Genomic DNA, 23,261 nt, shown 5'->3' with positions numbered 1-23,261 from the left:
GGATTCGCCGATGCAAGAGTTCGAGCCGACCTTCGAGTCGCTGGGGAGATTCGAGTGCCCGGACTGGTTCCGGGACGCGAAGCTCGGAATCTGGTCGCACTGGGGCGCTCAGTCGGTGCCCCGGTACGGCGACTGGTACGCCCGCAACATGTACCGGGAGGGCTCCGACCAGTACCGGTACCACCTGCGGACGTACGGTCATCCGTCCGAGTTCGGCTACAAGGACATCGTCCGGCTGTGGAAGGCGGAGCGGTTCGATCCCGATGCCCTGATGGATCGCTTCGCCGCCGCGGGTGCCCGGTACTTCGTCGCGCAGGCCGTGCATCACGACCACTTCTTCAACTACGACTCGGCGCTGAACCGGTGGAACTCGGTGAAGGTAGGGCCTGGCAAGGACATCGTGGCTTTGTGGAAGGCTGCCGCGGACCAGCGAGGCTTGCCGTTCGGGATCACCGAGCATCTCGGCGCGACGCTCAGCTGGTCGGCGGTCAACAAGGGCAGCGACAAACACGGCCGGTACGCCGGTGTGCCGTACGACGGGAGCGATCCGGCGTACCGAGACCTCTACCTCGACAACAGGCGGTACCTCCCCGCGGAGGACACAGAGGTCCAGGACCCTTGGTACAGCGAGGATCCCGCCTGGCATGCCTACTGGCTCGAGGCGGTGACCGAGATGATCGATCGCTACCAGCCCGATCTCCTGTACTCCGACGGGCCGCTACCGTTCGGCGACGTCGGGTACACACCCGGTCTGCGGGCGGTTGCCCAGCTGTACAACACGAGTGCTCAGGTCCACGGGACGAACCGTGCCGTCTACCAGCAGAAGGATCGCCGGCCCGAGGTCAGCCGGGTCGGCGTGATGGACATCGAACGGAGCCAAACGCCCGGCATCCACGCCGAGCCCTGGCAGACCGACACCTCGGTCGGTGACTGGTTCTACAACGTCCGCGACGTCTACAAGACCTCAGGACACGTCATCGAGTTGCTGGTCGACATCGTCTCGAAGAACGGCAATCTGTTGCTCAATGTGCCGCAGTTGCCGGACGGCTCACTCGATTCCGAATGCTCGCAGTTGCTGGACGACCTGGGTGCCTGGACGCGCGTGTGCGGCGAAGGTGTCTACGGCAGCCGGCCGTTCCGCGTCTTCGGCGAGGGACCGTCGGGGGTGATCATTCGCGGGTTCACCGAGGAGCGGGTGAAGTGGACCAGCTCCGACTTCCGCTTCACCCGCAAGGGCGACACCCTGTATGCCTTCCAGCTGGCCTGGCCGGACGACGGGCGGGCGGTCATCCGGAGCCTTGCCGATCACGAGGTGGTGTCCGACGTCCGGCTCCTCGGCCACGGCGCCGTGCCCTTCGAGCAGGCTCACGGAGTACTGGTTGTCCGGCTGCCGGATGCTCGCCCGGTCGACGTCGCGAACTGCCTTGCCATCGAGCTCACCTGACCAGCTTGATGACGCGGGCTGAAGGCTCGGGGGAGGACGTGGTGACGGTCAACGTCTGATCGGTACTGGCGTAGGTCCAGCCGTCGGGCTGGGCCGGGAAGAAGTTCTCGACGGTCAGTCCGCTGAGGGACAGGTCGATCCGGCCAGGGGTCGAGGCGCGGTGCCACAACGTCAGGTACGACGTGGTGGCACCCGCCAGGCCGAAGGCGACCCACTCGTCGGTCCAGCCGGGCAGGCCCAGTGGCCAGAACGGTGTCAGCTCCTCGATCTCCGTCAACACTTCCCGGTGCGCCGCAACGGCGGCCCGGACCAGGTCGAGTTCGTCCGTCGTCATCCGGTTCAGATAGCCCGACAAGTACATCCGGCCGAGGATGCCGTTCACCAGGCTGACCGTGTATCTCTCCGTCGACGTGCCTGTCTCCGGGTATGCCCAGTGGCCGGCCTGTTCGGGAAGGACCGACGCGGCCGCGGCCGCCGCGATCGGGGCATACAGCAACGGATCTTGCTGGTCGGAGGTCGATTGCAGGTGCAGCCTGGACAGCAGCGCGTAGTCCATCCGCAGCGCACCCGATCCACAGTTCTCCAGCAACAGCTCGGGGTGGCGTGCCTGGACGCCGTCGAGCCAGTCCAGGTGCGCCCGGTTGTGCTCGAGCAGTCCTTGCCCTGGTGACTTCCCGCCCAGGTCGGAGCCGGGGCCGGTCATGGTGTTGTAGTCCAGCTTGAAGAATCCGATCCCGTACTCCGCGACCAGCCGGTCGACGGTGCCGTCGAGATGGGCGCGGGCCGCTTCGCTGCGCAGGTCCAGCAGGTATCGGCCGCTCTCGGCGTACCGGATGCCACGCCGGCTGAGGAACGCCTCGTCGGGCAACTCCTCGGCCAGCGGCGAGTCGACGCCGATCACCTCGGGTTCGAGCCACAGTCCGGGCACCATGCCCCGGTCGCGGATCCGGTCGATCACCTCGCCGAGACCGTTGGGGAAACGGGTCGCGGACGGTTGCCAGGCGCCGACCGTGCTCCACCAGTCGCCGTCGGCGTACCAGCCGGCATCGATGCAGAAGTAGTCCGCACCGGCGTCCGCTGCGGCGTCGATCAGCGGCAGCAGTTTGGCCGTAGTCGGGTCGCCCATCAACGTGTTCATGTAGTCGTTGAAGACCACCGGCAGCCGGTCGTCGACCGGACGGCGTCGGCGCAGCGCGCGTCGCTGGCGGGTCAGGGCCGCGAAGGCGTCGTCCTGTCCGTGGCCGGCAACCAGCGACACGGGCACGGTGCTGAACGACTCGTCGGCGCTGATCGAGGTGGTCCACTGGTGTTCGGCGTCGGTGGGTCCGCTGAGCAACAGGTATCCACCCTGCCGCGTCTCGCCGACCTCGTAGTGCCAGGGTCCGTTGTGTTCGATCTGCCAGCCGAGCGCGTACGGCTCGTCGTGTGCCAGGAGCATCCCGGTCGGCAGTCGTTCACCGGTGGACCACGAGCCATTGCAGGTGACGGCCCGGCGGGTGCGCGGCGGCGGACGATGCACGGCGGTACGGATGTCGGGCAAGGCGGTACTGCGCAACGGCGAGCGGCTCCAGCGGCTCTCGGCCATCCAGTCGTTGTCCCCGGCCAGCAGGTCGAAGTCCACCGAGCCGAGTCCGATCACCGCCGACGACAGGAAGTCCAGTTCGAGCCGCCCGGCACCGGTAAGCGTCGCCTCGGTCCAGGTCTGCACACCGGCCAGCGCCTTGAAGCAGCTGGTGACCTGCAGCCCGGCCACGTCGTCGTGCTGAACGATCCGGAGCATGTCCGCGGTCTGCTCGTGCCGTCGGTACCGCAGCCGCTTCCCGATCACCGTCTCGACATGCCGGAACGTGCTCGGTGCCCGCCCGTGGCCGAGCGCCGACACCTCCACCAGAGGCTGATCCGTCGTCGCGAAACCGTCACCCGGCTCATCGCGCGACCGGATCGAATCCAGCCGAACGGCCCCATCGTCGAAGCAGAAGCTCAGAGTCAGGTCGGGGGTCTGCCAATAAAACGTCATAAAGCTCCGTTCGAGGGTGCCGGTCAGGCCAGGGGGAGCCAGACGCGCATGGCGCCGGGCTCGCGGTTTGCCCAGGTGTAGTAGGGAATCGCGGTGATGGTGACCGGAGTACTGGCGGTCGATGCCGGCGGGTAGGGCTGATAGAGAGTGGTGTCGAGGGGCGTGATGATCGCGGGCAACCGGAGGTGGACGGGATGCGAGACCTCTTCGAGAATGGCGCCTGAAGGGTCGAGCGCCAGCTGCTCGACCGTGACGCCGTCGGGGAGATCTGCCTGCTCGACGCAGTACACGATCGGTCCGCGCTCGATGGCCACACACCCGCGGACGGCATCGACGCGTCGGTCCGCGCGCACCAGGCGCGGTTTCATCGGCAAGGTGATCCGCACGATCGCGCCGTCATCACACGACACTCGCAGGTAGTCGCCTGCTGTCGGCTCTGCCAGGACCTTCGCGCCGGTCGCGGCGGCGGTCGCGCCCGCGGCCCAGGGCGGGATGCGGACTGCAAGCTCCCCTCGGCCGCGGATGCTCATCAGTACCTCGCCGCTCCACGGATAGCCGGTTTCGACAACCACGGTCAACGTGTCCGCCGTGAACGACCCTGCCGTGAGGAGATGCAACTGGAGCCCTGAGGCGTCCGAGGTGGCGGCGTAGCCGTGCACGGACGCGAGCAGGCGAGCGAGATTGGGCGGACAGCAGGCGCACTCGTACCACGGCAGCCGCTCGCTGGGCGCATCCTCGTGGGAGCCGTCGTGTCCGGTGCGCAACTGCAGCGGGTTGGAGTAGAAGAAGGCGGTACCGTCGGCTGTGGTCGATGCCGCGATGGCGTTGAGCAGCGCACGCTCCATCTCCTCGGCGTACCGGGCCCGTCCCGTTGCCAGCAGCAACCGCCAGGACCACTGCAGGGCTGCGATCGAGGCGCAGGTCTCGGCGTAGGCACGATCGGGAGGTAGCTCGTACGGATCGCCGTACGCCTCGTCCCGATGTCTCGAGCCATGTCCTCCGGTGATGTACATCTTCGTGCCGAAGGCGCTGTCCCACAGCTGCGTCATCGCGTGCAGCAGTGTCTCGTCACCGTTCTCCAACTGCAGGTCCGTGACACCGGCGGCCAGATAGAGCTGCCGCACCGAGTGCCCGATGGCCTCGGTCGCGGCCCGCACCGGCAGGTGATCCTGGTAGTACTGCGATCCGAGGCCCCCGGGTGGCAGGACGCCGTGCCCACGTCGCTCGATCTGAAGCTCGGCCGCACGGAGATAGGACTCCTCGCCGGTCTCGCGGTAGAGCTCGATCAGCGCGGTCTCGACCTCCGGGTGCCCGTCGATCCGCGGGGCGGCGTCGGCTGTGAAGGTGCGAGCGATCAGGTCGGCGAATCTCCGGGCGATCGTGAGGAAGCGCGGATCGCCGCCGCCACGGTGGATCGCTACGGCAGCCTGGATGAGATGGCCGGCGCAATAGAGCTCGTGGCTGTGTTCGAGCTGACTGAACGGCTCTGCGCCCGGCGTCCCCTGTACGCGGGTGTTGAGGTAGCCGGCCGGGGTCTGCACCTGCTCCAGCAGCTCGGCCACGTCGGACAGCAATCCGGCCCACCGGTCGGTACCGGTCCGCGCCATCTCCCAACCGATCGCCTCGAGCGTCTTGTAGAGATCCGAGTCGGCGAACAACATCCCTTGGAAGCTGCCGTCAGGAACGGCCGGTACGCCCACCAGCCGGCGGAAGTTCTCGATCACACCGGTGCGCTCGATGTTGTCGACGCAGTGCGGAATGGTGGCCGCGGCGTTGACTTCCTGCCGGCCACCCAGCAATGACGCGGGGTCGAGCCGCACAGCGCTCAACGGCAACGGCGTCAACCGTGCGGGCCTTCGCGGCACGGCCGGCGCCGGCGTACCGGCCGGTGATTCGTTCATCTGTGGCTCCAGACTCTCGACCACCATATGTTAGCGCTCACAGGCGGCAACCTTTTCGCCGTTGGCGGCAACTGGGGGTGGACGGCGACTCGATCAATCGGACGGATGGACAGATGAGGACAACGAAGCACGGTGGGGCGCAACTGCCGAAAATGCACTGGCGGACCGTAGGCATCCCGCTGGCTGCGCTGGCCGTCGGCGTAGTGGTCTGCCTGGCCGCCGCGCTTCTCACCAGGGGCGGCGCTGCTCCCCGGCGTACCGCCGATGCGTCCGTCCCGGCCGCCACGGCCAACGTGGCGCCCGATTCCGGCTCTCCGGGGGCGACGGCCGATTCCGCCACCGCACCGACGCAGCCGCCGGCCACGAGCCCGACGCCATCACGTCGTACTCCGACGCCCTCAGTCGCCGGCAAGCCGCCGGCGGCTACTCGCAGCCCGCACGTGGCTTCCAGCACCCCACGCGTCGCCTCCAGCACCCCGCGCATGACTTCCAGCACCCCGCGCGCGGCATCCGCTGGGACCGCGGGATCCTTGGCGGGACGGATCAAGCCCGCCGTCCGGTACCGCGGCGTCGCGACCTCCTACGAGGCAGGTGACGGCAACGGTGCCTGCCTCTACGGCCCATCCGGCGACATGATGATCGCGGCGATGAACCACACCGACTACGAGTCGGCCAAGGCCTGCGGGGCGTACGTACTGGTCCGCGCCGCCAACGGAGCCTCCATCACGGTACGGATTGTCAACGAGTGCCCGTTGCCCTGCGCACCCGGGCAGCTCGACCTCAGCCACCAGGCCTTCTCCAAACTCGCCAGCCTCTCCGTCGGCCGGCTCCCGATCACCTGGACGCTGGTCAGCCCCGCCGCGTCCGGCACGATCTCCATCCGCTACAAGACCGGGTCCAGTCGGTACTGGTGCGGCGTCCAGGCGATCGGTCACCGCAACCCGTTGGCCGCGCTCGAGGTCCGGACCACCAAAGGCTGGCTGAAGCTGCACCGCACCGACTACAACTACTTCCTCTCCACCGACGGCAGCGGATGCGGCAAAGCGATCAGGATCACCGACATCTACGGTGAGCGACTGACCATCGACGGGATCGCGCTCGAACCGGACGTCGCGCAGTCCACTCGCGTCCAGTTCGCCCGGCATTGACCAGGTGACGGGCACTGTTACGCTCAGGCCGATTGTTAACGCGCACATCGCAGGGAGAGGGCGACCGCGGGAGATGCTCCTCGACGACGCGTCCGGGCAGTTCCACGACTTCTTCGAACGCCATCACGCCGAACTGGCTCGTCTCGCCCACCTCCTGACCGGCGAGAAGGACGTGGCCGACGATCTTGCCGCCGATGCGCTGGTCGCCCTGTGGCAGCGCTGGGATCGGTTGGTGGCGGCGCAACACCCGGTCGCCTACGCCCGCGGTGTGGTGGCCAATCTGGCTCGGGAATGGATTCGGAGTACGGTCCGCGAGCGACGGCGAGTAGGACTGTTCTGGTCACGCGGTACAGAACCGGTGGACGGGCCGGACGTCGCGGTTGTGCTGGACGTCCGGGCCGCACTCACCCGGCTGCCGTTCCGCAAGCGGGCCTGCGTGATCCTGCGCCATGCCTTCGACCTGTCGGAGAAGGACACCGCCACCGCGCTGGGCATCTCGGTCGGTACGGTGAAAAGCCAGACCTCGAAGGGGATGGCCGAGCTGGAATCGCTGCTCGGCGCAAAAGCAGCCGGCGAACTCGCGGCAGGAAGGAGGAACCGGTGAACGAGGACATCCGCCGACGGCTGCGCGAGGCCGCCGAGGCCCACGAGCCCAACCGTGCAAGGATCCTGGCGCGCGTCGAGCGCGGCGTGGCCGGCCCCACCGTCCGGCACCGCACACCTTCGATCGCGAGGTCCTGGCACCAGGCAGCGATCGTCGGTCTCGTCGCCGCCGCCACTCTGGCGACCGGTGGTCTCGCCGTAGCCGCCATCGGAGGAACTCCGTCGCTGCCGGCCGCCGTGCCCACGTCCTCCGTCCCGTCCCCGATCGTCACTTCCACTCCGACGCCATCGCCACGCACCACCAGGACCCCCACCCCCACCGCCACCCGCCCTGCCCCGACGACCACCCCGCGAAGTTCGCGTCCGACCCCGCCGGCCGTCAGCCAGCTCCAGAACGGGCCGCTGTGGTCCCAAGGCTCGATAGACGCGCACAGCACCATCTACTGGGCCCAGAACAACCTGATCCTCGAGACCACCAAGCCCCTCACTGCGCTCACCGTGGAACTGCGCATTGCCCAGACCGGCGACGTGCGCCAGACCGGCAATTGGCAAACCCTGCCAAGCGAGGACTTCACCGTCACCGTTCAGGAGTCCGGCGGTGCACTGCTCTACCGCTGGGTCCTCATGCCGGGCCGCACCGTACCGGCCGGCCGGCACGAGTTCGCCGCCCAGTACAACCACGCCACCGGCATCCGCAAGCCCAAGCGCGACACCTACCACGCCTACGCCCAGAGCTCGGCCGGTCCCAGCACAGTCTGGGGAGGCTTCACCTCACCCCGCTGAGGTGTCGTATTGGCGGTAGCCGGTTCGTGGTGAAGGAAACAGGTCCTAGGACGGTTCCAGACACCAGGAGAATCGCGATGAACGACCAGGCCGGGCGACCCACCAGACCATTCCGATTCGGAGTCGTTGCGCCGATCGGTTCCGACCTGGCGAAGTGGCGAGACCACGTGCGCCGCATCGCCGACAGTGGTTACTCGACGCTGCTGATGCCTGACGTCCCGACCTGGCAACCCGCGCTCGGTCCCACGCTCGCAACTGCGGCCGCCCTCACTGACCTGCGGGTTGGTTCATGGGTCTATGCCGCCGCGCTGCGCGAACCATGGAGTGCGGCATGGGAGGCCCATTCACTCTCGGTACTCACCGAAGGCCGCTTCGAGATGGGTATCGGCGCCGGCCGTCCCGGGATCGAGGTCGAACTGGGTCTGCCCGCCGTCTCCCTGGCTGAGCGTCGGGCCAGAATGCGCGAGACCGTGGCCGCACTACGAAGGTTCGATGGCCCCGATCTGCACACGCCAGTAGTCATGGCGGTCAGCGGACCGAAGTCGCAAGCGCTGGCGCTCGAAGTCGCCGACGGACTCACGTTCGTACTCCCACCGCAGGAGAGTCGAGCAGAGACCACGAACCGAGTGCGCAACCTTCCTGCCAGCCAGGACATCGAACTCGGCCTACACGTCGCCGCCGTCGGCGACGGTGTCGCTCCGTTCATGGCAGCGCCCAACCTAGACACCGCGGCCCTTCGCGCAGCCGACTCCCTCATAATCCTCCCGAGCGACCCCAGCGCCGCCACCGAAGAAATCCAACGCCGCCGCGAAGAGATCGGCTTCTCCTACTTCGTCATCGGCGCCGACTTCGCTGACACCCTCGCACCGGTCGTGGCCCAGTTGGCCGGGCAGTAGTCGCCTCGCAGTAAACTCCGGCGGCGGAGGGATCGACATATGGTGATGGGGACTCAGGACATCAGCGCCTGGGACGCGGAGTTGCACCGTTCCGGCCGGGTAGTCTTCGCGGTCCGGCGTGCGCTGTCCTTCGGCGGCCTGGTGGTCGTACTGGTGCTGGCCGGCATCCCGATCCTCTCGGTCGTCCGGGATCTCGACACCCGCGACACCTGGTTCACGATCCGGGTCGCCCTCCTCGCCGTACTCCTCGCCGCCTGTGTCGCGCTCGCCGCCTTGTTCCTTCTCGGTCATCCCCGATTGACCGTGAACGCCACCGGCATCCGCTTCGCTTGGTGGCGGCAGATCCCCTGGTCCGAGTTCGAGGGCACCACCTTCGTCAACCCCACCAGCAGCCTCGCCGGCCCCTACCTGACCATCACCTCCACCCGCGGTACCAAACTCCACATTCCCCAGACCAACGTCGAAGACCTCCGAGCCCTCGCCGCCTGGCTCACCAAACTCCACACCCAGCACCGCCTGAAGACGGCCGGCCGACTTGGTTGCTTTATGGGGCGGGTCACATCGGGGGAAACAAGCGAAGCCGCGACGGGGGAGCTGCGTGGGAAGAAGTCGCTGGGGAAACACAAGGCCCGAGAAAACAGATTGCGATGTCTGCTCGGGCCTTGGTGTTGGTGCGTCGCCAGGGACTCGAACCCCGAACCTGCTGATTGCCGCCGAGACTGTCGCCAGTTGTCGACATCACGTAGGATCCCTTACTGGTAAGGGATCGACTGGCGGGACGGTGTTTATGCCCTCGTGAGCGCGCTCCGTGAAGTCCTGCGGCTCAAGCCGCTTCGGGGAGCGGCGGGGTCAGCTGCGGTAGAAACCGTGCGGCGCTGAACAGCGGCTTTCGCGCGGCGGATTCGACCAAATGCCACTGAGGTCATCCGAGTCTGTGATCGTGGTGGGCATTTCTTACGGTACGGGCCCACCGCAGCATACGTATGCCCTGCTGCGCGACCCGCCGCAGAGGCCGATCTAGGTCGTCGCCTGCGAGCTGACGATGGACGATGACGGGCGGTTCGGACCTGTCATCACCGAACCCAGCCGGAGATGCTGGTGCCGTCGTTCGACGAGGAGCTCCTGTCCGCACTGCCCGCACTATGGTATGCGATGCATCTACCGAAGACACGATTCGAGATCGTCGACCTGTCACTTCCGGAAGTCAGGGTGAACGCCTCGGAGAGCCGAAAGCATGATCTAGTGCTGATGTCGGTCCAGTGGCTCCAAGAGCCGACGACGGTCAACCTGCTTTTGCCGGCACGGTGAACCGGCGATCGTCTTGTATCCAGCAGAGCATCTCGAGGCTGCTAGAGCGGTCTCTTCTCATGTTGTTGGCTTCCTACTCGAACCAGCTTCGTTCGACTGGCCGACGCCACCGGCAGATAGTAGACCCACATAGGCCCACTGCATGGACCTGATCCCCTCGTCGGACGGATCCTCGATCAGTCTCTGGCTGAGCTTCGCTTTCGGCTTCAGTTCCGCCTCACAAGGCCGATGCCCGTCAAAGTCCGGCCGGCGGAGCATTCGGGTCGAGAAGGTCATCGGGCCCGTAGCCCAGAGTGTTGGCCAGGACGGCAGCAGACGTCGACGATTCAGGAACCAGTTCGTCGAGATCCACACGTGCCAGGTAGTCCCGAAACTTCCGGTTGGTTTCGGTGGTGTATTTTTCGATAGCGCTGCGGCTCAGGAAAAGCCTCGCCATGATGGATTCGACGCTGAGACCGCGCGCCCGCCATCGCAACACCTCTTGCTCACGGGGCGTGAGCGTCGGCAACAGGCCCTCGCGTTCGTACAACTCGGCCAGTCCGGTGAGTTCTGTGGTCAAGACAACCTCACCAGCGCCGACTCGGGCGATCGCTCGGAGGAGCAGATCCTTCGGTTCGGTCTTGATGACTACGCCGTGGGCACCCGCACGAAGCAGTCTTGCCAGCACTTCGCGGCGCCGGTCTGCTGTGTAGATCAGGATCCGGTACTGCCTCGCGACGATGGCCTCGACAGCCCGGAGTCCGCGCAGCGGCGGAGCCGACTCGGCCCGAGGCGGGCGAATCCACAGATCCAGGAGCACCATGTCCGCCGCGGGGAGTGCGTCCAGGAACGCTTCAACGCTGGGGAAGGAGCCGACGATCTCGAACCCAGGGCCAACGAGTTTCTCCTGGCTTTCCCGCTGCAGCGTTTCGTCCTCGATGACAACCACCCGGGCAGGCGAGGATTCAGGCGACGACATCATGTTCCCCCTTCAGTGCGGGCAGATTGCCAGTCAAAGTCACACTCGTTCCGACGCCGGGCACGCTGGAGATGTCAACATCCACACCGTGAGGCTGAAGTTCTTCGATGACCTGGCGCTGGAGGCCGTAACCTCGCCTCGTCGATGCGGGGTCGAAGCCCACCCCGTTGTCCGTGACCATGACTTCCCACTGATCCGCCGTACAGGATCCGTGCAGCACGGCTATGTCACAACCGGCATGGTGATGAACGTTGAGCAGCAGCGTCCTAGTCGCGTGCGCAATCGCGTCGAGCACATCCGACGGAAGGGTAAGTCGGTCGACCTGATCGGTGGTGCAAACGACCTCAATGATGGTGAGGTCAGCTTGCACACTCTGCAGCACGCTCCCCAGCGTGTTGCCTGCCATGATCGAGGAGTCGCCGTTCAGGACGATGCGGGAAGTACGGACAGTCTGCGCCAACTGCCGGGCAGCGGCAGCTAGTCTCTCGTCCCCGGTTGCCTCCATCAGCCCGACCAGTTCGGTGAACTGTCCGGCCTGATCGTGGAAGAGATGCTCGATCACGCGCTGACGTTCCTTGAGCTTGGTCCGCTTGATCTCCTCCTGGGCGGCACTTTCAGCTCGCTCGGCTTCAGCCCTGATCCGCTCCTCACGCGCGGCCAACCCCGCTGCCGAGTCCGCTCGACGGCCCAACCGGACCAGGTACGACCACACGCTTCGCACGACAACGGCGTTGATCAAGTAGCCCGCGGCGTTCGCGAGCACCGTAACTCCCTGTCCCGCCTCGACGGCCGATGGTCCGACCGCGACGCCGTAACTGATCCCGATCGCCAGGACCGCCACCAGAGTGTGCCGCCAGGTGCGCAGTGAGATGCCGATCATCAAGGTCGTCGACAGGGAGACTCCGTACGCCCAGGCATCCCAGGTCGAGTACCTCGACTCGACCGGTGAATAGAGAATCTGGCCGAGCTGAAGCGCGCACATCACCGCGAGGTCAAGGACCCCGACCCAGGCGACGGCCGGGGTTCTGCGACGGCGCAGGACCGCAGTCAACAGGATCGACTGGGCGACAAACACGGCAGCGAGGCCGATGTTTACCGCGGGCCGTGTCGCGTGAGCTATCGATCCGCTCAGGAGCGCGATCAGCAACTGAACCACGGTCGCCCAGCGAACGCAGATAACGGCCCAGACTCCCAGGAAGAGCAGCCCCTCCGTCGTAGCCGGTACTTTTCGTCCGAGGATCGACCGCCACGCCTCGGACCAGCGGTGACCAGACCTTCCAGTGACGGCGCGCTGAGCGACCATCTCCCACCTCGCCCTTTCTGACACTCGATTCCGTGCATCGAGTGTGGGGCACGACGCCAGCGGGCGCAGTAGGGAAACCCCCAGTTGCACGACCTCGACGCCAATCTGGCCTCGTCGCGGGGTAGGGAAATCCGCAGGTTTTCCAGCGTAGGGATCTCCGCATTCCGGCTCGACTACTCGCGATCGCAGGCTGGGAAGAAAGGAGGCAACCATGCGCAAGCCCACCCGACGGGAACTGCTCGCATCGCTCGCCGACGACGACTGGTTCGGCACAGCGATCGACGACTACTCCCGCAGCGATCTGATCGAGGCTGGTCTCAGAGACCCGCTCCGAGGCGCGGTGCAACAGTCCCGGGACCACCCGTCGAAGTTCTTCGGTTCACCCAATCAACACCCCTTCGTCAGGTTCACCGCGGCGACCGATGCCGACCTGATGAAGCTGAACGCGCATAGCGGACGCGCGGTTGTCCTGATCGCCATGGGCTCGTACGCGCCCATGCACAGCGGTCACGTATCACTGATGGAGGCGGCCGACCTTGCCATCAGGAAAGGAGGCGACCTACCCATCGCAGCAGTGTTCTCGTTGCACTCCGAGGATCGAGTCAAGTCCAAGATCCTTCCGCTCCGCCCCGACGCACCGGTCACTACGGAGGCGCGGCGCGCAGAGGCACTAGAGGTGCTGCCGGCCCATCTGGCCAGCGGGACATCTACCTTCCTGGACCTGTGGGACGCGTCGATGCCAGGTGGGCCACGAAGCTTCACCGACGTCATGCGGCGGATCGTGAACACGCTGAACTCACTCGAGATCCGCAACGTGACCCCGGTAGCCGTCTTCGGCTCCGACAACGGCGTTTCGATGCGCGCCTTCTGCCGGTACGGTCGCTGCGTTTGTGTGATCCGCCCGAAGCACGAGCACGAAGCTGATGCCTATCTCAATGAACCCCAGATGCGGCTGGCGCTACGTGAGGGCCGCGTCCTCATCGCTCAGCGGCATGCCGGAGGAGAGATCTCCTCCACCGACATCCGCAACCGCCGTCGGAGCGCGTTGTGATGGACCCACTCCCAGGATCTCTCTTGTCGATTCTTCCGGCCGATCGAGTGGTCCTGCGCCGTCATCCGGACCGGATGGTTCTCATGTCACCGACCAACCAGGCTGTCTACCGGATCACCCTTCAACACCAGGGGTCCAGCCAACTGTCCGACCCCTCCGACACCGGCTACTCCCACCGCATCGCCTGGGCAATGGCGTCGGCGGGCCTCAACGTCCTGACCCCGCTCACGCCCGAGCCCCTCACCATCGAGGGCTACGCCGTTTCGACCTATCCCCTGGCAGAGGGCCTCGAACTCACCGGTTGGTTCCGGAATGAGCCGGAGCAACTCGGCGCGGAGCTTGCTGCCTGGCGAACCTACACAAATCCGGCCCTCCACGCGCTCGACATCCCTGCGTACTCGCGAGCGAGGTCGGTACTCGCCTCGAACTCGTCCTCGGCGGCCCTCCGGGCAGCCGGCAGGTTCTGCCTGAACCGACTGGACCGCGAGGAACAGGCACATCCGTGGGATGATCTCATGCTGCAGACCGCGACGGTGCACGGTGATCCTCATCTCGGCAACGTCGTTCGTCTTGATAACCGCCTTCTCTTCATCGATCTCGACACGGTGAAGATCGGGCCTGAGGGCTTTGATCTGGCGGTCATGCAACAGTATGTCGCCCGGTACGGCGCCGCCTTCCCCGCATCCCAGGTGATCGATGGCTATCAACGCGACGGAAGTTCGGTCGACAGCAGTCGTCTCGACGCCCTAATGGCATGGAAGTCGCTGTCGTCGCTCACCCAACTGTTGACCCGTTGGAGCCAGGACGGGATCCCCGCGGAATTTCACCGTCGCGTCCGGTCACAGACGAACTGGGGCAATGTCACCAACACTCCGATGGTGCCGCGCATCCACACCTGAGAAAATGGCGTCGCGAATTCGACTGATGAGACGTCAGGGCGAGGGCGGGTACGCCGAGTATGCCGGCGAATAGCAGCAGGAGCATCGAAGACCAGCCTCACGAGGACGACGTGGCCGAGCTTGGATGGCGGCGTTGGCGCCACCCAACGATCTCCGCTCACCGCGGAGTTCCTGTTCCCTTGACAAGGGGCGAGTTGCCCGGTGGCGGCGTAGACGGTGTGGGGCTGGCACCGGCAGCAGTGCTGCGTCACCTCGATCCGCGCGACGTTGGAGAAGCAGGGCAAGTGGAGCTCGATCTGACCGCGCCGACGCTGACAGTGTTGTAGCAGGACCCAGGCGAAGCCGAGCGCGCCGTCAGAAGGCTCGCCGCACCAGCCGTGAAACAGAACCGAGCTCATCTATCGATCCTGCCTCCTCGGTGCTGGGGTCTAGCTGCCTCTGATGTAGGAGACTGCAGGCGCAGGCTCTCCCGTCGGGCGCGAGAGCCTGCGGTTACCAGCAGATTGTCGAGGTCGGTTGCGACCTAGCCGGCGAACTTCACGGAGTCGAACTGGTTGATTGCCGACTGCGTCACGTCGTGTGAGGTGGAGAAGATTCCTGCGTCCTGCTGTGTCGCGGCCGAGGTCAGGGTTACCGGCGCGCCGATCGGGACATAGTTCTGCCCGTCGTAGGAGTACGAGGCCACGAAAGATGTCCCGGACCGGGTGAGCTTGACCCAGACCGGACGGTAGCTGTCGACGGTCGCGCGCGCGTCGGTGTCCAGGTAGCCGTCGCCGTTGGCGTCCCACTCGAACACGACACCGTTGCGGGCGGTGGCCGCGACGACGGCGTAGCCGGCCGAGGCTCCCGCCTTGGTCATGTCGTTGCGAACCATGATTCCGGACTTGGCCCAGGCGTTGGCGTCGTTGACCGAGACGACCCGGGCGGAAACGCTCGCCTGTGCTGTGAAGGCGCCCGGCCGGTAGATCGCGCCGAACTGGTCGTCGTGCTGACCGCCGGCACCCCAGACGTCGGCCCCGGCGGCCGCGATCCCGAAGGCTCCGCCGCTCTGGCCGAAGTACGAGCTGACAGCTGATGCCTTCGCCGTGCTGAACTCGGCTCCGACGGGTGCATCGACCGCACAGCCGGTGAAGCCGAACTGGTTCGCGTTCAGCGACGTCCGGTACTGAGGTGCGACACCCGCGGCGCAGATCACGTCACGCGCGCCGGCCGGCCAGTTGGCGCCGCTGATCTTCAGGTTGTTGATCAGCTTGTTGTTGTGCGCGGCGGCGTTGGGTGCGGAGACTCCACCGGAGTTGTACCAGTTGTTCTGGATGACGTTGTCGCTGGTGTTGTTCCGGAGGCTGCCGGCGTTGGTGAAGACGAACGAACCGCCCTGCACCACGTTGTTCTCGTACGTCATCGAGCGCGAACCCTCGTCGAGGTACAGGCCGACCCCCGAGATGTTGAACAGGTAGTTCTTGTCGACCACGGTGCCGGGGCTCGCGGACAGGTTGTAGACCGATCCGCCGTCGGCGAAGCGTGCCTTCGTGTTGTGCACGAGGTTGCCCTCGACCCGGTTGTCCTTGAGCGTGGTCGGTGTCGAGTACTTCGTGTTCCAGTTGTAGTAGCCGCGGTCGACGTAGTCGTTCGACCCGCCCGCGTCGTTGATGCCCCAGCCGTAGCCGGTGTCGATGCCGTCGTACGGGACGTTGGAGACCTCGTTGTGCAGGATCCTGGCGTTGGTGACATAGGTACTCAGGATGCCGCTGTTGTCCTTGTAGTCCACGGCCACCCGGTTGATCGTGTTGTTCTCGATCAGGATGTCGTGATTGGTCATCCGCGGGTCGCTCGGGTGGTGCGCGTCGGGCAGTACGCCGCCGACCGCGACGCCGTGTCCGCTGTTCTCCACGAACCGGTTGCCGACCACGTCGATGTCGCCGGCTCCGAGCCCGACCCCGGTCACGGTGGCGTTAGCGTCGTTCCCGATCCCCAGCGCGGACTGCCCGAGGTTGGTGAACGTGTTTCCCGTGAACGAGATGCGGCTGGCGGCCGACACCTGTACCGCGGCGGGTTCCTGGTACCAGGAGGTGCGCGCCCGCTCGAACAGCTCACAGCCGCGGGAGCAGCTCGTGAACGCGTCGGCGGGGCGATAGTCGTAGGCGCCCTTGAGGAAGAGTCCGTTCTGCTGGTCGGCGTACCCGTCGACGGACGGGCCGAGCCACGACGTCCCGGAGAACTGGATGCCGTCGAAGGCGAGCCCGGTGACCGGCTCGTCGTACGTGCCGCCGATGCTGATCAGTGACTGCAACCGGGGCAGCTCGACGTCCAGCTGGTTCGGGTCGATGCCGTCGGCCGGCTTGTAGTAGAGCTTGCCGCCGGTCGGGTCGATGTACCACTGACCTACCTGGGTGAGGAAGCTCAGCGAGTTGTCGAGGTACCAGCTCGGCCCCGCCAGGAAGGACCGCTGGACCGTGTCCCAGCCCCAGGTGTTGTTGTCCCAGGCCGGCTGCGCCATCGTGATCTCGGTTGCGCTGATGCTCTGCACCGGTGAGTACCGGTTGGTGAAGTCGCCCAGCGACTCGAATTCGATCCGGCTCTGGTCCGGAAGCGTCGCGAGATAGCTCAGGGCAGGGTTCTTGATGGTGAGACCGGTCGCCGTCGGGGTGACGTCCGCGTTGGCGACCCGGATGGCCGCGCGCGGAGCGATCACGCCGTTCACGTACAGCTGGCGGGTGTCGAGGCCGGTCGGGGTGTCCGCCACCCAGATCCCGGCACCAACGTCGGACTTGGACCAGCCGCTGACCTTCGACGCGCCCGTGATGACCGGGTGAGCGCCGGGCGCGGCGGTCCAGCGGATGGTGTGGTCGCCGCCGCTGTCCTCGGCTCCGAACCGGAGCGGCGCCGAGAGGCGGTAGTTGCCATCGGCAAGTTCAATGGTCAGGTCGCCGTGCTTCACGGCCGGCCGGATCACCTTCTGGGCTCGCTCGAGCGAGCAGGGTTCGTTCAGCGTGCGCGACAGGTGTTGCGGACGGGTGGCGGCGTGATGGCGGAACTCGCGGCTGGGCTGTCTCAGCGCAGTGTCGGAGCGCTCGGCTGGCTTCGGCCTCGGGCGGCAGCTAGGTGCGAAAGATCTGTTCGTTCGGGCGGACAAAGTTGCGGTGTTGGCCGCCGAGGACGACGTCGCGGGTCTGCTGTGCGGTGTCGTGGGGGATGCCGAGGGTAGGTGCGCTCACGGTTTCGAGTCGCTGGTAGTGCTCGGCATTGAGGTCTACCTCGAGGGCGTGGAGGTAGGCGGCGAGCTGCTCGGTTGTGCGTGGCCCGATGATGGGGATGACGGCGGTCGTCGACCGGTTGTTGCGTTCCCGGAGCCACGCGATGGCCAGGGTGGCGGGTTGGGTGCCGGTTTCCTTGGCGATGGCGAGGAGTTCGTCGACGATCGCGGTTTTCTGGGCGGAGTCTTCACGCTGGATGATGGAGTTGAGGGTGGTCAGCCGGCCTTCGGGGCTTGTGCGGTACTTGCCGGTCAGCAGCCCTCCGCCCAGTGGTGAATAGATTGCGACGCCGATCCCGAGTTGTTCGGCCATCGGGAGCAGGTCGCGTTCGCCATCGCGTGCCGCGAGGCTGTATTCGAACTGGGTTCCGATGATGGGAGTGCGGCCGTGGGCTGCGGAGCGCGTGGCGTTGGCTGAGATCTGCCAGGCGGGGTAGTTCGATAGTCCGCCGTGGAGGATCTTGCCGGCTCGGACGAGGTCGTCGAGTGCTGCGATGGTCTCGTCTACGGGTGTGACGAGGTCTGGGGAGTGTGCCCAGTACAGGTCGAGGTAGTCGGTCTTCAGACGCCGGAGGCTGGATTCGAGCGCGTGTCTGATCGTTTTGCGGCTGTTCCCGGTAGTGTTTATGCCGGTGTCTCCTGCGGCGCCGAAGGTGAATTTGCTGGCCAGGGTGAACCGGTCACGGTCGCCGGCCAGCAGCTTCGCGAGGAAGGTCTCGGATTCGCCGTGCTGGTAGGTGTCGGCAGTGTCGATGAAGGTTCCACCGGCGTCGGCGAACTGCCCGAAGATCTTGGCTGAGGTGTCCTCGTCCGCACCGGTTGCCCATTCCGTTCCGAAGTTCGAGGTGCCGAGGGCGAACTCGGAGACGCGCAGACCTGTCTTGGTGCCGAAGGTTGTGTAGCGCATGGTTTCTCCCAGGAGAGGGGGGCGTCGCGTCGCACCGGAGGGTCCGGTGTGGGCGAGCGATCAGGATGCAGTCGTGGTGGCCGAAGGGGTGATGGCGGCGAGGAACTGCTCGACGGTCAGGGTTTGGTGGCCGAAGGTCGGGTAGGAGATCTCGACGGCGGCGCGATGTGCGGCTTCGGTGAAGTCGGCGACCGCGTCGCTGAGGAAGGTGACGTGGTATCCGGCGTCGAGCGCGTGGCGGCCGGTTCCTTCGACGCAGGTTTGCGAGGTGAGGCCGGCCAGCACGAGCTTCTGGACGCCTAGTGCCGTGAGCCGGGTCTGGAGGTCGGTGTTGATGAAGGAGTCGAACATGCGGTGATGGCTGACGACGGTCTCACCCGTGTGGGGTGCCAGCGGCGGGTAGAAGTCGTCGCCGTAGCTTCCTTTCCAGAACACCTTGTTCTCCAGGGCTCCGGCGAAGGTGGGGTGCACGTAGGTGACGTCGTCGAAGCTGTGCTCGTCTAGCCCGTGTGGGGAGTAGATCACGTGGACTCCGGCGTCGCGGGCGCCGTTCAGCAGCTGCTGCAGGTGCTCGATCAGGTGGAGCTGGTCGACCATGGGCTTGATCGCGGGGGCGAGCTTGCCGTCTTCGGCAAGGAAGTCGTTGAGGACGTCGACGAGCACGAGCGCGGTGGTCTTGGGGTCGTATGCCTGCCTGTCCATGAGGGCCTTCCGGTCGGGCTAGTGTGATCCGGCCGGCGTCGAGCGCCGGCTGGTGTGGTGGGTTGAGAGCAAGGCGATGAGCGCAAGGCCGGCAACAGCTGCGCTGTAGCCGATCGCGGTGTGGCATAGGCCTTCGTGGGTGCTGATGACTCCGGAGATGATCGCCGGGATCGCGAACGCGGTGTAGCCGAGGACGTAGGTCGCGGCGATGAGCGCGCCGCGTTCGGTCGGTTCGGCGAGGGCGACGATGCTTCGGAATGCGCCGGAGAAGGCAAGTCCGAAGCCGATCCCGGCGATCATGGTGCTGAGATAGAAGAGGACCGGACAGTTGATCGCGATCGCAGCGACCGTGAGTCCTGATCCGGCCGTGAGGACGGCACAGCCGCTGACCATGCTGGTGTGCGAGGCCCAATTCTTCGTCGCCAGCGTCACGAGGGAGGCCAGGCCGGTGAGCAGGGCGACCGATATCGCGCCGGGCAGGTGACTGCTGGAGTGGCTGAGTGTGGTGACCAGCTTGGGGCCGAGCGAGAGATAGAAGCTGATCAGCGCCCAGGTCGAGATGAGACAAGGAGTGGCGGCCAGGAAGATTGGTCGGGCCTCAGCGGGTACGGAGACCAGGACGCGGATGCGGGGCCGGATCCGGTGGGTGACTGTCTCGTCTGCCCAGCTCGCGGTTGCTATCGCAAGTAGGCCCAGTGCGCCGAGCAGGATCAGGTAGGTGAGCTTTGACGGACTCCACGCGTATTGCACGAGGAAACCGGACAGTAGCGCGCCGAGCCCCAGTCCGCCGGTTGACAGAGCGGCGCCCAACAACGATGCCAGTCCCGGTCGGCGGCTTGGTTGAAGGTCCAGTAGGGCGGCGGACGCGACTGCGGTGAGCAGGCCGGTGGCGAAGCCCTGCAGCGCCCGGGCGGCGATCAGGGCGGTCAGTCCGTCGGCGGTGATGAACAGCGTCAGGCTTGCCGCGAGTAGACCTGCGGCGACCAAGGTGACCGGTTTGCGGCCGATCTCGTCGGAGAAGCTGCCGAAGACGAGCAGGGCGATCAGCAGTGGCGCCGCGTAGACCGCGAACACGATCGTCAAAGTGGTGTCGGAGAACTGCCATCGAGCGGCGTAGTCGGCATAGAGCGGACTGGGCGCGCTGGCTGCCATGGGGAACAGGGTTAGCAGGGCGGCGAAGACCCAGAAACCGCGACGGTCTGGTGTCGGGACACCTTCAGGTGGCAGCCGGACGGCAGGCTGTTGAGTGGCAGAGTATGGCGGCATCGGTGGCTGCTTTCGTCAGGGAGGCACGATTCGCGTGTCGGAAGTCGGCTTGGTGGCGGCGTCGTCGGTTCACGAGTTGGCGGACGATAAGCAGGAGCGTCCTCGCTGTCGCCGTAGGGGACGTCGCCTGTGCGGCGGCAGCGTGGTTGGTCCTGGCTGCTAGGAGATCGAGCGGACGGCGTCGAGGATGACGGCGGCGACCTCGTCGGGGCGGGAGATGGCGATACTGTGTGAGCCCCCGGCCAGTTCGGCAGTGGTTGCGCCGATCTTCTTGGCAGTGTCGCGCTGGTAGTCAGGATTGATCGAGTTGTCTGCGGTGCCGTAGACGAACCAGCTCGGCACCCGCCGCCAGGCCGGCTCGATCGGCAGTGGTTCGCCGAGCGCAACAGCCGCGGCGGGCCGCTGGGTGAGGACGCCGAGAGCAGCTTCCTGGTCGGTTACGTCGGCGGCGAAGACGTGACGGTACTTCTCGGCCTGGATGGTGAACTCGGGAAGCTCGCTGCCGGGGTAGGTCCAGGGCTGCAGCGTCGAGCTCAGTTCCGGGTCGGGGTATCCGCTGGTGGCGCTCTGTGCTGATTCGCCTTGGTCCAGGGCGAACGCGGCGACGTACACGAGTGCTTTGACGTTCGGAGCGTCGCTGCCGGCATAGGTCGCTACGGCGCCGCCGTAGCTGTGGCCGACCAGCACAACGTCGCCGTCGGTCTGCGCGACGATGCTGGCGACGTACTCGCCGTCGGCTGACAGGCCGCGCAGTGGATTCGCCACCGCCCGAGCCTTGACGCCTTCGTGTCGGAGTCGGTCGATGACGTTCTTCCAAGCCGAGCCGTCGGCGAAGGCGCCGTGGATCAGCAGGACTGTGGTGGCCATGGGGTGCTCCTGCTTCCTGTTTCGGTTAGTGGCTGCGGGACATCTGGTTTCGCGTGCAGGGCTTCGGGCGGCGGCGTTGCGGCACCTGTCGTGGGCTGGCGCAGTCTTGGTGCCGCAGATGCCGCGCAGCCTCATCACCTTTGGCGTGGTCTCGTTCGTGAGGCCGGTGGGTGAGTTCGCTCGAGCGTCGACGGATGGGTCCCGCCTGCCGGCCGTCAGGTCTGGGCGATGGCGGCGATGTCCTCGCCGAGGTGGTATTCCAGAGGTCCGCGCTCCTGCAGCCCCTTGGTGAACAGCCGGGCTGCCGTTGTCTGGAACTCGGGCCGGCCGACGGCGCCCCAGAACGCGTCGGAGTGCAGCGGGAACTCCGAGTCGGGTAGCCGGGTGTACTTGTTGATGAAGGACTTGATCTCGCCGAGTGCCTGGTGGTTCCATCCGGAGACGCGGGTGGCGTAGCCGGTGACAAAGGCCTCGAAGTCCTCGTCGGCGACGGCGCGGTTGACGTAGCCGTACTTCTCGGCGAGCTCGCCGTCGTAGTCGTTGCCGCCGAGCAGGATCTCGAACGCGCGGCCGCGGCCGACCAGTGCCGGCAGTCGCCCGCCTGCGCCGCCGCCGGCGACTGCGGAGAATCCGACCTCCATCTGGCCGAGGATGGCCTTCTCGCGGCTGGCGAAGCGGATGTCGGTAGCCAGCACGAACTCGCTGCCTGCGCCGCGGGCGATGCCCCGGATGGCGCTGATCGTGACCGCGTTCAGCTTGCTGATCCGGACCGTGATGTCGACCCAGGCGGCGTAGCCGGTCGCGCTCGGCAGGGCCTCGGCTTCGGTGGGGTCGCCGGCCAGGTCGTAGTGCGCGAGGTAGAAGTCTGGGTCGGCGCTGTCGAAGATGACGACGTTGACGATCTCGTTGCTCTCCAGTTCGGTGAGCAGGGTCTTGAGGTCGCTCATCATCTCGGCGTCGATGACGTTGACCGGTGGGTTGTTGAACGTCACTCGCCACAGGGTCGGCGACTCCACAGTGAGCTTCAGGTGTTTCGGAGCGAACTCCTCGATGAATGTCATGGAGCGAACCGTACACATCTGCATTGGAAAATACTAGTCAGCGCCGTAGGTCACTCTCGCCGGCTGTCGGTCTCGGCGCCGCGACAGCGCGGTAGTGGGATCAGCGTCGCTCGTTTACGGCAGGTTCTGGTGCCCACTGAAGCCACGTCAGGTAGAGGATTCGTTTACCGACAGGGACAACGTCGATGTCGTCTTGCGCAACCTCGTGGCCGCCGTCAACGAATCCAACTCGGACGCGTTCGCCCGTGATGCGTGATCGCCGGCCGACGCTCGGCCCCTCTGGGCGCGGCATATGGGCGTCACCCCACTGCTGCAGGGCGCCTACGACCAGCTGCAGATCCCGGCCGGTTTCGGTCAGCAGGTACTCGGAGTAGGTGCGCCGTCCGGGCTGTCGATAGGCCTCGCGCGTCATGATCCCGTGCTCGACGAACGTGGCAAGTCGGGCGCCGAGCACGTCTGGTGCGATGCCGAGATTCACTCGGAAGGTCTCGAAGCGGGTCACGCCGTAGAGAGCCTCGCGAATAATGAGTAGTGCCCACCGCTCGCCGACGACCGACAGGCTGCGCGCGACCGCAGACGAACGGTCCTGCGGTCTTCCATCTGGCATCTAAGCGTCCTCCACGCACTATGGGCTGCTGCTCGCGGCCGAAGCCACAACTGGTTGGGCCCGCGTCTCAGAGCCCGGCGATGGGCGATGCGTTCATGGCAAGGGCCTCTCTTCGCGCCTGGCCGCGGATACGAACCGTGCATCCACAACCAGGCTGACTTGTTTTTTCCAACGTACGCCGGGTACGGTCACACTGCGGGGCGGGACCGTTCCGCGCTGAGGCCAACGAGCGAGCGCAACTCGTAGCCAGGCCGGCCACTGAGTTGACGAGGGCGAGGGCGAGGGCG

The 23,261-nt window shown here is 66.1% G+C and carries 19 protein-coding genes; 8 read left to right on the top strand and 11 right to left on the bottom strand.

What is annotated here, in order from left to right; all coding sequences use genetic code 11:
* Nucleotides 1-10: 10 nt before the first annotated feature.
* Nucleotides 11-1,444: an alpha-L-fucosidase gene (locus AB0M15_RS29560; protein WP_363824813.1), complete on the top strand. Its 1,434-nt coding sequence runs from the start codon at nucleotides 11-13 to the stop codon at nucleotides 1,442-1,444.
* Here the strand turns inward: AB0M15_RS29560 and AB0M15_RS29555 are convergent.
* Nucleotides 1,437-3,461: a glycoside hydrolase family 36 protein gene (locus AB0M15_RS29555; RefSeq protein ID WP_363824811.1), complete on the bottom strand. Its 2,025-nt coding sequence runs from the start codon at nucleotides 3,459-3,461 to the stop codon at nucleotides 1,437-1,439. The two genes, AB0M15_RS29560 and AB0M15_RS29555, sit on opposite strands and share 8 nt — an antisense overlap.
* A 23-nt stretch (nucleotides 3,462-3,484) precedes the next feature.
* Entirely contained in the window at nucleotides 3,485-5,362 is a 1,878-nt protein-coding gene (locus AB0M15_RS29550) for a beta-L-arabinofuranosidase domain-containing protein (RefSeq protein WP_363824809.1), read from the bottom strand.
* Nucleotides 5,363-5,475: 113 nt separating this feature from the next.
* On the opposite strand from AB0M15_RS29550, the gene AB0M15_RS29545 reads away from it, so the two are divergent.
* From AB0M15_RS29545 to AB0M15_RS29525, 5 genes are all read left to right on the top strand, one after another.
* Nucleotides 5,476-6,510, top strand: a complete 1,035-nt coding sequence (locus AB0M15_RS29545) for an expansin EXLX1 family cellulose-binding protein (RefSeq protein WP_363824807.1) — start codon at nucleotides 5,476-5,478, stop codon at nucleotides 6,508-6,510.
* A gap of 73 nt (nucleotides 6,511-6,583) precedes the next feature.
* Nucleotides 6,584-7,114 (top strand): SigE family RNA polymerase sigma factor, encoded by a 531-nt coding sequence (locus AB0M15_RS29540; RefSeq protein WP_363824805.1) that lies wholly within the window; start codon nucleotides 6,584-6,586, stop codon nucleotides 7,112-7,114.
* Nucleotides 7,111-7,896, top strand: a complete 786-nt coding sequence (locus tag AB0M15_RS29535; RefSeq protein ID WP_363824803.1) for a hypothetical protein — start codon at nucleotides 7,111-7,113, stop codon at nucleotides 7,894-7,896. The genes AB0M15_RS29540 and AB0M15_RS29535 overlap by 4 nt, the downstream gene beginning before the upstream one ends.
* A gap of 77 nt (nucleotides 7,897-7,973) precedes the next feature.
* Nucleotides 7,974-8,792, top strand: coding sequence for an LLM class flavin-dependent oxidoreductase (locus AB0M15_RS29530; protein WP_363824800.1), 819 nt, complete (start codon nucleotides 7,974-7,976; stop codon nucleotides 8,790-8,792).
* Nucleotides 8,793-8,831: 39 nt separating this feature from the next.
* Nucleotides 8,832-9,554, top strand: coding sequence for a hypothetical protein (locus AB0M15_RS29525; protein ID WP_363824798.1), 723 nt, complete (start codon nucleotides 8,832-8,834; stop codon nucleotides 9,552-9,554).
* 781 nt (nucleotides 9,555-10,335) lie between these two features.
* Here the strand turns inward: AB0M15_RS29525 and AB0M15_RS29520 are convergent.
* Both AB0M15_RS29520 and AB0M15_RS29515 read right to left on the bottom strand, forming a co-directional pair.
* Nucleotides 10,336-11,058, bottom strand: coding sequence for a response regulator transcription factor (locus AB0M15_RS29520; RefSeq protein ID WP_363824796.1), 723 nt, complete (start codon nucleotides 11,056-11,058; stop codon nucleotides 10,336-10,338).
* On the bottom strand, nucleotides 11,045-12,205 hold the full coding sequence (locus tag AB0M15_RS29515) for a hypothetical protein (RefSeq protein WP_363824794.1): 1,161 nt from the start codon (nucleotides 12,203-12,205) through the stop codon (nucleotides 11,045-11,047). Before AB0M15_RS29515 ends, AB0M15_RS29520 begins: the two co-directional genes overlap by 14 nt.
* A 367-nt stretch (nucleotides 12,206-12,572) precedes the next feature.
* Between AB0M15_RS29515 and AB0M15_RS29510 the strand changes: the two genes are divergently transcribed.
* Together AB0M15_RS29510 and AB0M15_RS29505 are read left to right on the top strand one after the other, a co-directional pair.
* Entirely contained in the window at nucleotides 12,573-13,412 is an 840-nt protein-coding gene (locus AB0M15_RS29510) for a hypothetical protein (protein ID WP_363824792.1), read from the top strand.
* Between the two features lie 23 nt (nucleotides 13,413-13,435).
* On the top strand, nucleotides 13,436-14,311 hold the full coding sequence (locus AB0M15_RS29505; RefSeq protein WP_363824790.1) for a phosphotransferase: 876 nt from the start codon (nucleotides 13,436-13,438) through the stop codon (nucleotides 14,309-14,311).
* A gap of 523 nt (nucleotides 14,312-14,834) precedes the next feature.
* Here the strand turns inward: AB0M15_RS29505 and AB0M15_RS29500 are convergent.
* The 7 genes from AB0M15_RS29500 to AB0M15_RS29470 form a co-directional block, all read right to left on the bottom strand.
* Complete coding sequence (locus AB0M15_RS29500; RefSeq protein ID WP_363824788.1) at nucleotides 14,835-17,249, bottom strand: hypothetical protein; 2,415 nt, start codon at nucleotides 17,247-17,249, stop codon at nucleotides 14,835-14,837.
* Between the two features lie 160 nt (nucleotides 17,250-17,409).
* A complete protein-coding gene (locus AB0M15_RS29495) occupies nucleotides 17,410-18,471 on the bottom strand; it encodes an aldo/keto reductase (protein ID WP_363824786.1) in 1,062 nt (353 codons plus the stop codon).
* A gap of 60 nt (nucleotides 18,472-18,531) precedes the next feature.
* A complete protein-coding gene (locus tag AB0M15_RS29490) occupies nucleotides 18,532-19,173 on the bottom strand; it encodes an isochorismatase family cysteine hydrolase (protein WP_363824782.1) in 642 nt (213 codons plus the stop codon).
* Nucleotides 19,174-19,191: 18 nt separating this feature from the next.
* The gene (locus tag AB0M15_RS29485) at nucleotides 19,192-20,439 is read right to left on the bottom strand and encodes an MFS transporter (protein WP_363824780.1); all 1,248 of its coding nucleotides are present in this window, start codon (nucleotides 20,437-20,439) and stop codon (nucleotides 19,192-19,194) included.
* Between the two features lie 159 nt (nucleotides 20,440-20,598).
* The gene (locus AB0M15_RS29480; RefSeq protein ID WP_363824778.1) at nucleotides 20,599-21,306 is read right to left on the bottom strand and encodes an alpha/beta hydrolase; all 708 of its coding nucleotides are present in this window, start codon (nucleotides 21,304-21,306) and stop codon (nucleotides 20,599-20,601) included.
* A 215-nt stretch (nucleotides 21,307-21,521) separates the two neighbouring features.
* A complete protein-coding gene (locus tag AB0M15_RS29475) occupies nucleotides 21,522-22,367 on the bottom strand; it encodes an enoyl-CoA hydratase/isomerase family protein (protein ID WP_363824776.1) in 846 nt (281 codons plus the stop codon).
* Nucleotides 22,368-22,467: 100 nt separating this feature from the next.
* Nucleotides 22,468-22,974, bottom strand: a complete 507-nt coding sequence (locus tag AB0M15_RS29470; protein ID WP_363824774.1) for a helix-turn-helix domain-containing protein — start codon at nucleotides 22,972-22,974, stop codon at nucleotides 22,468-22,470.
* Between the last annotated feature and the right edge of the window lie 287 nt (nucleotides 22,975-23,261).

Source organism: Kribbella sp. NPDC051718, from assembly GCF_040681515.1.
Lineage (GTDB): Bacteria > Actinomycetota > Actinomycetes > Propionibacteriales > Kribbellaceae > Kribbella.
Note: the sequence above shows the minus strand (reverse complement) of the source record. Positions and strands in the feature narration are given on the sequence as shown.